Raw genomic sequence first — 13,846 nt, forward strand, 5'->3', positions numbered from 1 at the left:
ATGCGTACCGCCTACACCGCCGACCAGATCAGGACCGCCGAACGCGCGCTGATGGCGCGGCTGCCCGACGGCACGCTCATGGACCGCGCCGCCACCGGGCTCGCCGCCGTCTGCGCCGGGCTCCTCGGCAGGGTGTACGGCACGCGCGTGCTGCTGCTCGTCGGCAGCGGCGACAACGGCGGCGACGCCCTGTACGCCGGGGCCCGGCTGGCCGGGCGCGGAGCCCGGGTCGAGGCAGTCCTGGCGGGCTCCAAGACCCATGAGGCCGGGCTGGAGGCGTTCCGCCGGGCGGGCGGCACGATCGCCGGGCCGGACGCCGTGGACCGGGCCGAGCTGATCGTCGACGGGCTGGTGGGGATCGGGGCGACCGGGGCGCTGCGGGAGCCGTACGCGGGGCTGGCCGAGGCGGCCAACGCCGCGCCCGGCCTGGTCGTCGCGGTGGACGTGCCCAGCGGCGTGGACGCGAGCACCGGTCAGGTGGACGGGGCGGCCATCGCGGCGCAGGTGACCGTGACCATGGGCGCTCCCAAGGCCGGGCTGCTCGTCGATCCGGGCGCGAGCAAGGTGGGCGAGATCGAGCTGATCGACATCGGGCTCGCGCCCTACCTGCCCGATCCCGACGTCGTGGCGTTCACCCACCGCGACGTCGCCGGGCGGCTGAAGTCGCCGATGGGCGAGTCCGACAAATACCGCAGGGGCGTTCTGGGCGTCGCGGCGGGCAGCGACCGTTACACGGGCGCCGCCGTGCTCGCCGTGGGCGGCGCGCTGCGCGCGGGCGCGGGGATGGTGCGTTACGTGGGGCCGGGTGAGCCGGTGGCCCAGGTACGCACCCACTGGCCCGAGGCGGTCATCACCGAGCTGAGCGAGCCGTCGATCGACGAGGTCGGCCGGGTGCAGGCATGGGTGCTGGGGCCCGGTCTGGGCACCGGTGACTGGGCGCACGAGCTGGCCGCCAGAGTGCTCGCCAGTGACGTGCCCGTCCTGGTCGACGCCGACGCCCTGACCCTGGTCGCCCGTGACCGGGCGCTGCTCCGGCGTACCGCCCCGGTGCTGATCACGCCGCACGCGGGCGAGCTGTCGCGGCTGCTGGAGGTGGACCGCGAGGCGATCGAGGCGGGCCGGCTCCGGTACGCCCGCCAGGCGGCGGCGGAGCTGGGCGTGACCGTCCTGCTCAAGGGCTCGACCACGGTCGTGGCCGAGCAGGGCCTGCCCGTACGGGTCAACCCGACCGGCACGGCCTGGCTGGCCACCGGCGGCACGGGGGACGTGCTCTCCGGGGTGGCCGGCGCGCTGCTCGCCCAGGGGCTCGACCCCTACGACGCGGGCTCGTGCGGCGCCTACCTGCACGGGCTGGCCGGCCGGATCGCGGCCGAGGACGCGCCCCTGACGGCCGCGGACGTGGCCTCGGCGGTTCCGGCGGCGATCCGTACGCTGCGCGACTCATCCAGGTGAGTCGGGTCCGCCCGGCGGACCTCAAGCGGACCTCAACAGGGGCGATTCGCGCTCGACCACGTGAGCGAGCTGCCAGACTGGAGGGATGACATCCCCGATGGCGACGCCCGCGGAGGCGCGGGTCGATCTGGCCGCGATCAGGCACAATGTGGCGCTGCTCAAGGAGCGCGCGGGCGGCGCCGAAGTGCTGGGGGCCGTCAAGGCCGACGCCTACGGGCACGGGCTCGTCCCGACCTCCGAGGCCGTGTTGCGGGGCGGCGCGAGCAGGCTCGGCACCGCCTACATCCGTGAGGCGCTCGCGCTGCGCGCCGGTGGCATCACCGCGCCGCTGCTGTCGTGGATCATCACGCCCGGAGAGCCGCTGGACGAGGCGCTCGAAGCCGAGATCGAGCTGTCGGCGGCCGACGCGCCGCTGCTCGACGAGATCGCCGCCGCCGCCAGGCGGACTGGGCGGACCGCCAGAATGCACCTGGAGGCCGACACCGGCATGAGCAGGGGCGGCGCCCCGCTCGCCGCCTGGCCGGAACTGCTGGCCAGGGCGCTCGCCCTCCAGGCCGAGGGCGTCATCGAGATCGCCGGCCTGTGGTCCCACTTCGCCTGCGCGGACATGCCGGGGCATGGCTCGATCGACCGGCAGATCGAGGCGTTCGAGGCGGCGCTCAAGCAGGCCGAGCAGGCCGGCGCGGCCGGGTCCCACGTCATCAGGCACCTGGCCAACTCCGCCGCGATCCTGACGCTGCCGCGGACCCACTACGACATGGTCCGGCCAGGCATCGCCATGTACGGGCTCAGCCCGGTCCCCGAGCTGGGCGACTTCGGGCTGCGACCGGCGATGACGCTCGTGGCGCGGATCGCCCTGGCCAAGCGGGTGCCGGAGAGCTCTGGAGTGTCCTATGGGCACCTTTATGTCACGAGTTCCGAGACCACGCTTGGGCTGGTGCCGCTCGGGTACGCCGACGGGATCCTCCGGCACGCGACGGGGCGGGCAGAGGTTCTGGCGGGAGGTCGCCGAAGGGCGATAGCCGGCCGGGTGTGCATGGACCAGTTCATGATCGACATGGGCGACGAGCCGCTCGCCACAGGGGACGAGGTCATCCTGTTCGGGCCTGGTGGGAGGGGTGAGCCGACCGCTCAGGAGTGGGCGGATAACCTCGGCACGATTACGCATGAGATCGTGACCAGGATCGGTTCGCGGGTGCCGCGGGTGTATAGGGGATCAGGGACATGACGACGACAACACGGCGGAAGGTCGGGATCGCCGGCGCCATCGTCGGCGCCGCTTCGGCCGGTGTCGCGGCGGCGGCGCTGGCCAAGCGCTACGCGGTGGGCCGCATGAGGCTGCGCCCCGACGCCGAGGCGAGCGAGCGGTTCGGCGAGCTGCGCGGCAGGGACCTCACGCTGGTCACCTCCGACAACACGGAGCTGCACGTCGAGATCGACGGGCCCGAGGACGCGCCGCTGACCATCGTGTTCTGCCACGGCTACTGCCTCAGCCTGGAGTCGTGGCACTACCAGCGCCGCGACCTGCGCGACACCTACCGCATGGTGCTGTGGGACCAGCGCTCACACGGCCGCTCGCAGCGCGCCACCGCCGAGGACTGCACGATCGACCGGCTGGGCGACGACCTGGCCGAGGTGATCGAACGCCTCGTGCCCGGCCCGTGCGTGCTGGTCGGCCACTCCATGGGCGGCATGACGATCATGGCGCTGGCCGACCGCCACCCCGAGCTGTTCGGTGACAAGATTCGCGCGGTGTCCCTCATCGCCACCTCGGCGGGCAAGCTGGCCGAGCTCACCCTGGGCCTGCCGGCGCTGCTGTCCAAGGCCGTGCACAAGCTCGCCCCCTCGACGATCTCGCTGCTGGGCCGGCGGGGCGCGTTCGTCGACAAGACCCGCAGCGCGGGCAGCGAGATCGCGTTCCTGATGACCCGCTACATGGGCTTCGGCGACTCCAAGAACGTCAGCCCCACCCTGGTCGACTTCGCCGAGACGATGATCAGGGCGACGCCGACCGAGGTGTTCGCCAACTTCTACCCCGCGCTGATGAACCACGACAAGCTGGCCGCCCTGGACGTGCTCGACCCCGTGCCGACCGCGATCCTGGTCGGCGACAAGGACTGGCTCACCCCGCCCGAGCACAGCAAGGCGATCGCCGCCGCACTGCCCAACGCCCAGCTCACCGAGGTGCCCGACACCTCGCACCTGATCCAGCTGGAGCGCCCGGGCGTGGTCAACGACGCGCTGCGCGACCTGATCAAGCGAGTGGAGTTGTAGTGGCCGAAAGGCTTCCGACCGCCGAGGACATGCGCGCCTACGGCGCCCGGCTGGCCGCCGGGCTGCGGGCGGGCGACCTGCTGATCCTGTCCGGCCCGCTCGGCGCGGGCAAGACCACGCTCGTGCAGGGCATCGCCGAAGGGCTCAAGGTACGCGGCCCGATCACCTCGCCCACGTTCGTGATCGCCAGAGTGCACCCGTCGCTGCGCCAGGGTCCGCCGCTCGTCCACGCCGACGCCTACCGGCTGGGCGGTGACCTGGAGGTCGACGACCTCGACCTCGACGCCTCGCTCGAGGAGTCGGTGACGGTCGTGGAGTGGGGCGAGGGACTCGTCGAGGGGCTGTCCGACGACCGCCTGGAGATCCACATCGACCGTGAGGGCGGAGACGACGCCCGCCTCGTGACGCTGCGCGGCGTCGGCGCGCGGTGGGCCGACACGCCGTCCGAACCTGCGGAAAAGTAAATTCCGCCCTGTCTTCCGGCAAAGCTGCCACCCTTGACGTACCTCACCATCGATAGAAATCATGATCATTGGTAAGGGTTCGCCCAGAAAAACTGGGTATCAGGAGGGGCGGCGTCCGCTTTTTTGGTGGATGCTTGGTGAAGGACGGCGCGGAGTGGGGTGCGGCGGTGCTCAGGGTCAGGCGAGTCGCGTACGCGGGAGCCATCGTCATGATCGGTGCGGTCGGCTGCTCGGCCTCCGCGCAGACCACATCGACTCCCACACCCTCGGCCTCGGCCACCGGCTCGGTCAGCGCCACGCCGACCGCCACCGTGAGCAGGAAACCCATCCTGGTCGAGCTCAGCCCCGCCAAGGTCACCGCGGGTGAGACCTCGAAGGTGTGGATCTTAGCCAATTGCCCCGTCCCCAGCGGCGGCCCCGCGCACACCGGCACCGCCACGTCCAAGGCGTTCATCAACGGTGTGTCGCTGACCACCGCGCCGACGTCCTCGACGGCCACGCCCGCCCCGACCGGCACCGCGGCCGGCAACCCGTGGGTACGCGGCGAGGCGCAGGTGTCGGGCACGGTCAAGCGCGGCACCTACCCGGTCGAGGTGAAGTGCGACGGCACCAACGACACCGGTAAGGCCACCCTGCGCGTTGTCAGCGCGACCGCTGACACCTCCGACGACAGCTCCACCAAGGCGCCCACGAAGGCGCCCAGAGCGGGCGGCGGCGGCACCTTCGGCAAGGACGTGGACGAGGGCTCGGGGATGCCGGTCGGCGGCGTACTGGTCGGCGCGGCCGTGCTGGCGGCGGCCGGGCTGCTGATCAAGCGCCGCGTCCGGGGCTAGCCGATGGCCCGCCCTGGACGGGTGGTCATCGCGGGCGCCGTCACCGGCTTGGTGCTGGTCGCGTTCGGCAAGACCTATCAGGAAACCACCAAGACGGCCGGCTCCGTCGTGCCCGAGAGCATCGACATCCCGTCGATCGAGGTCGAGGCGCCGCTGATGAAGCTCGGCCTGAGCAAGGACGGCGAGGTCGAACTGCCGCCGTACGAGAAGCCCAAGATGGCCGGCTGGTACACCGGCAGCGCGGTGCCCGGCGACAAGGGCGCCTCGGTCATCATCGGCCACGTCGACACCAAGACGGCACCGGCGGTGTTCTTCAAGCTCAGGCAGGTACGCAAGGGCGAGATCGTCAAGGTCGAGCGGAGTGACGGCAAGGTCGTCAAGTACAAGGTCGACTCGGTAGAGCAGGTGTCGAAGGACCACTTCCCGGCCAAGCGGGTCTACATCGAGGACGGCCTCAAGCTGGTGACCTGCGGCGGCAAGTTCGACTACGCCAAGGGCGAATACGTCGACAACATCATCGTCTACGCTTCCAGAGCGTGAGCGAGCAGACCCATCCGCCCGCGTCGGGCGCGCGCGTTCCCTGGCCGGAGGTGCACCCGGCGGCCCGGGCGGCCGTCGAGGAGTTCCTCGGCGCGCCCGTGACCGAGGCCGTGACGCAGACGGGCGGGTTCTCGCCCGCGGCGGCCGTACGGCTGCGCGCCGCGAACGGCCGGCGCGTTTTCGTCAAGGCCGTCGGCCCGGAGCCGAACCCCGACAGCGTCCGCATCTACCAGGCCGAGCGCAGAATCGCCGCCGCCCTTCCCGAGTCCGTGCCCGCGCCGCGGCTGCTGACCTCCTTCGAGATCGAGGACTGGGTGGTGCTCGTCTTCGAGGACGTCGAGGGCCGCCACCCCGAGCTGCCCTGGCGCCGCGCCGAGCTCGACCGGGTGATGGCGGCCGTGCGGCGCATGTCGGCCGCGCTCACGCCCGCGCCGATCGAGGCGCCGCCGGTCGCGGAGGTGTTCGGCGAGGCGTTCCGGGGCTGGCGCGAGCTGCTTGGCGAGGACACCAAAGGCCTCGATCCGTGGGCGCTGCGTCACCTGGACGCGCTGGCCGAGCTGGAGTCCGGCTGGGCCGCCGCTGCCGCCGGCGACACGCTGCTCCACGCCGACCTGCGGGCCGACAACATGCTGCTCACCGAGGAGCGCGTCTACGTGGTCGACTGGCCGTGGGCCTGCGTCGGCGTGGCCTGGTTCGACTTCCTGGGCATGCTGCCCTCGGTCGCCATGCAGGGCGGCCCGCCACCGCAGGAGCTCTTCCCCGACCCCGATCCGGCCGCCACGGCGGTGATCGCCGCGTTCGCCGGCTACCTGGTACGGCAGAGCCGGCAGCCGCCGCCACCCGGCCTGCCCACGGTCAGGGCGTTCCAGCGGGCGCAGGGCGTCGTGTCGCTCGACTGGCTGAAACAGCGCACCGGCTGGGCGTGACCCGGCGGGCGGGTAGGCTAAACAGTCGTGCTGGTCCTGGCCTTTGATACCGCGACGCCCGCCGTCACGGCCGCGCTCCACGACGGGCGGCGTGTCCTCGCCGAGTCGACGACGATCGACGCCCGGCGACACGGTGAGCTGCTCATCCCCACCATCGAGACCGTGCTGCGCGAGGCGGGTGCGGCCCTGTCCGAGGTGACCGCCGTCGTGGCGGGCAGCGGACCGGGCCCCTACACCGGGCTACGCGTCGGGCTGATGACCGCGCAGGGGCTGGCCACCACGCTGGCCGTCCCCGCGTACGGCATCTGCACCCTCGACGCCGTCGCCTACGGCAGCGGGTTCGCCGAGCCGTTCCTGGTCGCCACCGACGCGCGGCGCAAGGAGGTGTTCTGGGCCCGCTACTCCGACGCGCGCACCCGGCTCGACGGGCCGTTCGTCGACCGGCCTGCGGATGTGCCGGTGGAGGGCCTGCCCGTGGTGGGTGCCGGTGCCGGGCTCTACCCCGACCTGCTGGGGCAATCCGACGCTCCGCCGTACCCTTATGCGGGATTCCTGGCCGCCCTGGCGGCCGAGCGCATCGCCGCGGGGGAGCCGCTCGGCCCGCCGCGCCCGATCTACCTGCGGCGGCCCGACGCGGTGGTGCCCGGCGCCCCCAAGAGGGTGACGGCGTGAAACCCCGGCAGGTGGACGTGCGGCTGCGGCAGATGACCGAGGCCGACCTGCCCGCGGTCATGGCGATCGAGCGCGACACGTTCCCGCTCGACGCGTGGAGTGAGGCCATGCTCCGCGGCGAGCTGGCCGACCAGCCCCGGACCAGGCATTACGTGGTGGCCCTCGTCGACCAGGAGATCGTCGGCTACGCGGGTCTGGCCGCCGCGGCCGACCAGGCCGACGTCCAGACCATCGCGGTCGTCCAACCGCACCAGGGCACCGGCATCGGCGGCGCGATGCTGGCGGAGCTGCTGGCCGAGGCCGGCCGGCGCGCGGCACGGGAGATCTTCCTCGAAGTACGGGCCGACAACCCGCAGGCGCGGGGGGTTTATGAGCACTTCGAGTTCGAGGTGATCGGCCGGCGCCGCCGCTACTACGACGACGGCACCGACGCGATCATGATGAGAAGGAAGCTGGATGGCTGACGCACCGCTGGTTCTGGGCATCGAGACGTCCTGTGACGAGACCGGCATCGGCATCGTCAGGGGTCACACGCTGCTGGCCAACACCATCGCCTCCAGCATGGAAGAGCACGCCAGGTTCGGCGGTGTCGTGCCGGAGGTCGCCTCGCGGGCCCACCTGGAGGCGATGACGCCGACGGTGGAGGCCGCGCTGGCGCAGGCCGGGCTGAAGTTCTCCGACATCGACGCGATAGCCGTCACCGCCGGTCCCGGGCTGGCCGGGGCGCTGCTCGTCGGCGTCGCCGCGGCCAAGTCCTACTCGCTCGGCCTCGGTGTGCCCCTCTACGGCGTCAACCACCTGGCCGCCCACGTCGCCGTCGACCAGCTCGAACACGGCCCGCTGCCCAAGCCGTGCATCGCCCTGCTGGTCTCGGGCGGCCACTCGTCCCTGCTGCTCGTGCCCGACGTGGCCGAAGACGTGATCTCGCTCGGCTCCACCGTCGACGACGCGGCCGGGGAGGCGTTCGACAAGGTGGCGCGGGTGCTCGGCCTGCCGTTCCCCGGTGGCCCGCACATCGACAAGGCCGCCACCTCCGGGTCGGGCACGGCCGTCGCCTTCCCCCGGGGCAAGATCGACGACGGCACGCTCGACTTCTCCTTCTCCGGGCTGAAGACCGCCGTGGCGCGCTGGGTGGAGGCCCGCGAGTCGGCCGGCGAGTCCATTCACGTGCCCGACGTGGCGGCATCCTTCCAGGAGGCCGTGGTCGACGTGCTGACCCGCAAGGCGCTCCAGGCCTGCCGCAAGTACGACGTGCGTGACCTGCTGATCGGCGGGGGCGTCGCGGCCAACTCCCGGCTGCGCGCCCTGGCCCAGGAGCGGTGCGACGCGGCGGGCGTACGTCTGCGCGTGCCCCGGCCCGGACTGTGCACCGACAACGGCGCCATGGTCGCCGCCCTGGGCTCCGACCTGGTCGCGGCGGGCATCACCCCGTCGCGGCTGGACATCCCCGCCGACTCGTCGATGCCGATCACGACCGTTCACGTTTGAGCCCCGCGCGATAGGTGGGGTAGGCGGGGGTCCAGCCGAGTTCCTGTTTCGCGCGGTCGCTGGAGAGCCGGATGCGTACGCCGGTCATGAAGGCGTGGATGTACGGCGTCGGCCGCAGCAGCCAGCCGGGCACCCGTAGCGGCGCGGGCGCCTTCGCCGCCTCGGCCAGCGCCCGGACATACGCGTCGAAGCTCACCGGCTCGTCGTCCGCGATGTTGTACGCCCGCCCGCCCCGGCCCCGGTCCAGCGCGGCGACGGCGGCCGAGGCGGCGTCGTGGACGTGCACGAGCGAGAGGACGCCGGCCGGGTGGACCTCCGGCAGCATCCGCCGCCGCGCCATGGCCATCATCTTCCGCGTCGTCACCTCGGGGCCGTAGAACAGGCCGTAGCGCAGGGAGACACCGTCGATGCCCGGCGTGTTGAACACCTGCTCCTCGTTGGCCCGAATCGTCCTCATATGCACGCCGAAGGGGCCCCTGGCGGGCTCGGCGAACGGCCGGTCCTCGGTCACCGGCTCCGGGCCGTGGTCGCGGTAGCCGTACCCGAGGAAGAACGACTGCGTGACGAAGCGGTGCGCGCCGATCTCCTTGGCGGCCGCGATCAGGTTGGCCGTGCCCCGGTCGCGCAGCGCGCCCGTCGGATACAGCTGGCGGTGGAACAGCGGCAGGCCGGTGATCGCCGTGGCCTGGTGCATCACCGCGTCGGCCTGGTGACCCTTCACCGCGGCGAGCAGGGCGTCGCGGTCCATCATGTCCGCGACCAGGCCCGTCGCGCCCGCCTCCGCCAGCTTGGCGGCGCCCCGCTCGGAACGGGTGAGGCCGAGCACCTCATGGCCGGCGGCGAGCAGCTGGGGGATCAGCTCGGTGCCGACGGTGCCGGTGGCTCCTGCCAGAAGTACTTTCATGCCTCTCCTTGTCGTCTGGTGGTGTCCTCCTGCAACGGATGCGTGGCGGGGTGCCGGATGTGACATGCCGAGCTGTCGTGCGGCCCAGATGTCCGTTGCGCGTGTGGCTCACGTGCCCGTTGCGCGTCTGGTCCACGTGCCCGTTACGGTGGGCCGAAACCGTCTCCTGGGGACCGCCGGGGGATCTGGAGGGGCCGTGGCCGATGCTGAGGCGGTGTTCGCGGAGCACCGGAGCCTGCTGTTCACCCTGGCCTACGACATGCTCGGCAGCGTGGCCGACGCCGAGGACGTCGTGCAGGACACCTGGCTGCGCTGGGCCGGTGTCGACCTGTCCCAGGTGGGCAATCCGCGGGCCTACCTGATCCGCATCGCCGTCCGGCGGTCCCTGGAACGGCTGCGCGGCCTGCGCGCCGCCAGAGAGGACTACACCGGCCCGTGGCTGCCCGAGCCGCTGGTGAGCGCCGACTACCCGGTGACGGCCGCTGAGAACGTCACCACGGGCCTGCTGGTCGTACTGGAGACGCTGTCACCTCTCGAACGGGCGGCGTTCGTGCTGCGGGAGGCGTTCGGGTTCGAGCACGCCGAGATCGCCCGCATCCTCGACCGCACACCGGCGGCGGCGCGCCAGCTCGCCCGCCGGGCCCGCGAACACGTCCGCGCCCGCCGCCCGCGCTACCCGGCCGACCCCCGGGTGGCGCGCGAGGTGGCGGAGCGCTTCGTCGCGGCGATGGCGGGCGGCAGCCTCGCCGACCTGCTGGCCGTGCTGTCTCCGGACGTCACCATGTGGAACGACGGGGGTGGCCGCGTGCACGCGTCCCTACGCCCGATTCACGGCTCGGACCGGGTGTCCCGCGTCCTCATGGGGATCGGGCCCAGGTACGTGGACCTGGACCTCCTCTGGACGGCTGGGCCGACGTTCCTGCTGCTGGCCGGGGGCCAGCTCCGCGTCGCGCTCACCGTGGAACCGGAGGAGACGGGCACTCAGGTGGGCGGGCTGTACGCGCTGGTCAACCCGGACAAGCTTGCACATGTGCGTCGACCTGCTCGCGTTCAGGACCGGCCATGAGGTCGCGCGCCATGGCTGTGCCGGACGGGTAGCTCAGTCTTTTCGCGTAGGGCGGAGGAGGGCCTCGGCGAGGGCGAGCATGGTCTCCTCCAGCGCGCCCAGGCGCCTGGTGAGGTCGGTGGTGGCGGGCTCGACGATGTCGGTCACCGTCTGGGTGAGCTCGGTGCGGTCGGGACGGGCTGCGACCAGCTCCGTGAGCACCGCCGCGGCGGCGGCCAGGCGCTCGCCCTGGTGGGTGGTCTGGGAGTCGAGGAGCTCGCCCACCCGCTCGCCGATGCTGAGCGTCGCGGGCAGCTGGCCGATGCGCTGGTTGACGGCCTCGATCCGGTCGTCGACCGCTTCGAGGTGCTCGCCCGCCTGCTCGGCGCGTTGGGCGAGGCCGGTCAGGTTGCTCTCCACGCCGTTGAGCTGGTTGCCGAGACCGTCGAAGCGGGTGGTCACCCGCTCCTCCACCTCGCCCAGGCGTTCGTCGAGCGTGTCCATGCCGTTGTCGAGCTGGTTGAAGCGGCCCTCGTTGCGGGTGGCGGAGTCGATGAGGTGGCGGTCGGCGGCGGCCAGGCGTTCGTCGAGCCGGATGAAGTGGCCGTCGACGCGGCCGTCCAGTGTGTCGAAGCGGTTGTCGTGGCGGGACAGGTGGCCGTTCACGGTGGTCAGATGGCCGCTGACCGTGGTCAGGTGGCCGTTGACGGTGGTGAGGTGCTCGTCGACGCCGCCCAGCCGGTTGTCGAGCGCGCCGTGGACGTCGAGGAGCTTGGCGTCGACGCCGTCGAGGCGCCCGGCCACGCGCTGTTCGGTCTCGTCCAGGCGGCCCGCCAGGCGCTGTTCGGTCTGGTCGAGGCGGCTTGTCGCGCTCTGGCGGGTGTCGTCCAGGTGTTCGGTCAGGGTTTGCCCTGTTTCGTGGAGCCGGGCGGTCAGCGCCTGCTCGGCCTCGTCGAGGCGGTCGGCCAGGCCCTGCTCGGACTCGCCCAGACGGGCGCTGAGCCCCTTTTCGGCCCGGTCGAGGTGCGTGGTCAGGCTCTGCTCGGTCCTGTCCAGGTGGCCGGTGAGCCGCTGGTCCAGGTCGGTCAGGAGGTCCTCGGTCTCGCCGAGGCGTACGGAGAGGCGCTGTTCGGCGCCGTCCACCTGGGCGCCGAGCCGGTCCGTCGCGGCGGTGAGCTTGCTGTCGAGCTGCTCGGCGTTGGCGGCGAGCTTGCCGTCGAAGGTGTCGGGCAGCTCCAGCAGCGCGCCTTCGATGCGGTCCGTACGGGCGCTCAGCTCGGCGAGCGACTTGTCGATGCGGCTGAAGCGGCCGGCGGCGGCCTCCATGCCCGTGTTGAGGTGGCCCAGCCTGACGCCCAGGTCGCTCATCCGCTTGGTGATGCCCTCCGTGAAGTCGAGGACCGCCTGCAGCTTCTTGAGCACCTCGTCCACATTGTCGCCGACGGTGCCGACCTCGGCCCACAGCCCCGGCAACTCCGCCACCGGCGCGACCCGCTGGTGAACCGACTCCACATGCGCGTCGACGGTGCCCACCTGCTCGCCGACGGCGTCGACGTGGTCGCGTACCGCCTCGACATGCTGGGCCAGACCCTCCGCCCACATCGGCGGCTTGGCCGCGATCTCGTCAAGTCGTCCGCTCACCGTCTCGAGCGTGCCGCTCAGACCCCCCAGCTCCCGCTCGCGAACCTCCCGGAGCAGCCACTCCATACCCTCAAGGCGCTGGCGGATCTCGTCGAGGACGGCACCCTGGGTCCGCTGCTCGTAGACGTGGTCCTGAGACGCACGCGCGAGCAGGTCCCGCATCCTTTCGGAGATGGCGGAATCGCCGCCTGCCTGGAGAAGGGTGGTGTGGTTGGAGTGATCCACCGAAAGGCTCCTTCGCTCGCCGACGGTCTGCCGCGCAGCGGTGGGACAGGTCCGGTTTGCAGATGAAACGAGAACGCGGCTAACCGCCAAAGGGGGAGGACTCCCGCGTGCTCACCTTAGCCGCTCGATCAAGGTTCGTCAGGAGCGAAGTAAAAGATCGGGGTTGGCCCGAGAACGTCCTACTTTGTCATTTGCGCAGGTGGGGATGGGTGACAAATCAGGACGGAAGGCTTATCCATGATTCGGGTAAGCATGATTACCGCAGATTTGTCACCCGAAAGTCGCAGGTCATTTCTGAGCCGTTCGATGTCTACCGCTGAGGCTCGCTTCTTGATGACGACATTTCCGACTTGCCGCTCGCGGAGGGTGGCGCGGAGGCGCTTCAGCGAGAATGGCAGCACGTCTTCCACCGCGTACCGCGCGGCCCATGGGGTGTCGAACGGCTCGTCGCCGGTGATGTAGGCGATCATCGGGTCGGGGAGGCGGCCGCCGACCATCTCGGCGACCTCTCCGACGAGGTGCGCGCGGATCGCGGCCCCGTCGGGTTCGTACATGAACCGACCGACGGGGCCGGTCGGCGCCTCGGCCCCGCGCGCGACGAGTGTCTCCCCGCCGGGCAGCAAGGTCGCCCGTCGCACCGCCCCTTCGGTGGGGCCGGTCCAGAGGGCTGCCTCCTTCACCTCGCCCTTGTACGACACCCACTCGGCCTCGGCCTCGTCCGGGATGAATTCGTACGGGATGCCCGGAGCCACCTTCAAGCAGGCCCGTCCGGCCCTGGCGACCAGGTCGAGCACGACCGGCCACGGCGGCGAGTAGGCCATGGGGTCGAACGTCCTGCCCCGGCTCGTCCGGCGGGCGGGGTCGGCGAACAGCCAGTCGTAGTCCTCCGGCGAGACCGTCGCCGCGTCGGCCTCGCGTACGGTGACCCGATCCGCCAGCCCGAGCGCCTCCGCGTTGGCCCGGGCGACGGCGACGGTCAGCGGGTCGAGGTCCACGGCGTCCACGACGCAACCGGCGCGGGCCAGGGCGAGGAAGTCGCCGCCGATGCCGCAGCAGACGTCCACGACCCGCGTCCCACCGGCGGGTCCGGCCAGGCGGCGGGCCCGGTGGGCGCCGACCTCGGCTCGGGTGGCCTGCTCCAGGCCGTGCGGAGTGAAGTACATGAGTGCCGCGTCGGCGCCGAACTTGGCCTTGGCGCGCTCGCGCAGCGCCGCCTGGGTGAGCGCAGCCGAGGTGAGGGCGGCGTCGTACGACCTGCGCAGCCTCGTCGCCGCGGCCACCGGATCGGCTCCCACCACCTCGACGGCCTCGGCGAGTGCGCGCTGCCCGCGCGGGGTGAGCAACTCGGTGAAGGCGTCGAGATCCACGTCACCCGACGTTAG

Annotated in this window: 14 protein-coding genes; 11 read left to right on the forward strand and 3 right to left on the reverse strand. The window is 71.9% G+C overall.

Features of this window, described 5'->3' with window-relative positions:
• The 10 genes from AB0B61_RS13115 (at position 1) to tsaD (ending at position 8,649) form a co-directional block, all read left to right on the forward strand.
• Entirely contained in the window at positions 1 to 1,452 is a 1,452-nt protein-coding gene (locus AB0B61_RS13115; protein WP_358431441.1) for an NAD(P)H-hydrate dehydratase, read from the forward strand.
• A gap of 85 nt (positions 1,453 to 1,537) precedes the next feature.
• A complete protein-coding gene (gene alr, locus AB0B61_RS13120; RefSeq protein ID WP_358431442.1) occupies positions 1,538 to 2,680 on the forward strand; it encodes an alanine racemase in 1,143 nt (380 codons plus the stop codon).
• Positions 2,677 to 3,726 carry an alpha/beta hydrolase gene (locus tag AB0B61_RS13125; RefSeq protein ID WP_358431444.1) on the forward strand — a complete coding sequence of 350 codons (1,050 nt, stop codon included), beginning with the start codon at positions 2,677 to 2,679 and terminating at the stop codon, positions 3,724 to 3,726. The genes alr and AB0B61_RS13125 overlap by 4 nt, the downstream gene beginning before the upstream one ends.
• Positions 3,726 to 4,190, forward strand: coding sequence for a tRNA (adenosine(37)-N6)-threonylcarbamoyltransferase complex ATPase subunit type 1 TsaE (gene tsaE, locus AB0B61_RS13130; protein WP_358431446.1), 465 nt, complete (start codon positions 3,726 to 3,728; stop codon positions 4,188 to 4,190). The genes AB0B61_RS13125 and tsaE overlap by 1 nt, the downstream gene beginning before the upstream one ends.
• A gap of 137 nt (positions 4,191 to 4,327) precedes the next feature.
• Positions 4,328 to 5,023, forward strand: coding sequence for a hypothetical protein (locus tag AB0B61_RS13135; RefSeq protein WP_358431448.1), 696 nt, complete (start codon positions 4,328 to 4,330; stop codon positions 5,021 to 5,023).
• A 3-nt stretch (positions 5,024 to 5,026) separates the two neighbouring features.
• Positions 5,027 to 5,563, forward strand: coding sequence for a class F sortase (locus AB0B61_RS13140; protein WP_358431450.1), 537 nt, complete (start codon positions 5,027 to 5,029; stop codon positions 5,561 to 5,563).
• A complete protein-coding gene (locus tag AB0B61_RS13145; protein WP_358431452.1) occupies positions 5,560 to 6,489 on the forward strand; it encodes an aminoglycoside phosphotransferase family protein in 930 nt (309 codons plus the stop codon). Before AB0B61_RS13140 ends, AB0B61_RS13145 begins: the two co-directional genes overlap by 4 nt.
• Before the next feature lie 27 nt (positions 6,490 to 6,516).
• Positions 6,517 to 7,161: a tRNA (adenosine(37)-N6)-threonylcarbamoyltransferase complex dimerization subunit type 1 TsaB gene (gene tsaB / locus AB0B61_RS13150; protein ID WP_358431454.1), complete on the forward strand. Its 645-nt coding sequence runs from the start codon at positions 6,517 to 6,519 to the stop codon at positions 7,159 to 7,161.
• The gene (gene rimI, locus AB0B61_RS13155; RefSeq protein ID WP_358431456.1) at positions 7,158 to 7,625 is read left to right on the forward strand and encodes a ribosomal protein S18-alanine N-acetyltransferase; all 468 of its coding nucleotides are present in this window, start codon (positions 7,158 to 7,160) and stop codon (positions 7,623 to 7,625) included. Before tsaB ends, rimI begins: the two co-directional genes overlap by 4 nt.
• Entirely contained in the window at positions 7,618 to 8,649 is a 1,032-nt protein-coding gene (tsaD, locus tag AB0B61_RS13160; RefSeq protein WP_358431457.1) for a tRNA (adenosine(37)-N6)-threonylcarbamoyltransferase complex transferase subunit TsaD, read from the forward strand. Before rimI ends, tsaD begins: the two co-directional genes overlap by 8 nt.
• Here the strand turns inward: tsaD and AB0B61_RS13165 are convergent.
• Entirely contained in the window at positions 8,630 to 9,553 is a 924-nt protein-coding gene (locus tag AB0B61_RS13165) for an NAD(P)-dependent oxidoreductase (protein ID WP_358431458.1), read from the reverse strand. The two genes, tsaD and AB0B61_RS13165, sit on opposite strands and share 20 nt — an antisense overlap.
• A 196-nt stretch (positions 9,554 to 9,749) precedes the next feature.
• Between AB0B61_RS13165 and sigJ the strand changes: the two genes are divergently transcribed.
• A complete protein-coding gene (gene sigJ, locus AB0B61_RS13170) occupies positions 9,750 to 10,619 on the forward strand; it encodes an RNA polymerase sigma factor SigJ (protein ID WP_358431460.1) in 870 nt (289 codons plus the stop codon).
• A 33-nt stretch (positions 10,620 to 10,652) separates the two neighbouring features.
• Here sigJ and AB0B61_RS13175 read toward each other — a convergent pair whose 3' ends face one another.
• Positions 10,653 to 12,464, reverse strand: coding sequence for a hypothetical protein (locus AB0B61_RS13175; protein WP_358431461.1), 1,812 nt, complete (start codon positions 12,462 to 12,464; stop codon positions 10,653 to 10,655).
• Between the two features lie 179 nt (positions 12,465 to 12,643).
• Positions 12,644 to 13,831, reverse strand: a complete 1,188-nt coding sequence (locus AB0B61_RS13180; RefSeq protein ID WP_358431463.1) for a methyltransferase domain-containing protein — start codon at positions 13,829 to 13,831, stop codon at positions 12,644 to 12,646.
• Positions 13,832 to 13,846 lie beyond the last annotated feature (15 nt).

It is taken from the genome of Nonomuraea sp. NPDC049158 (genome assembly GCF_040648335.1).
GTDB lineage: Bacteria > Actinomycetota > Actinomycetes > Streptosporangiales > Streptosporangiaceae > Nonomuraea.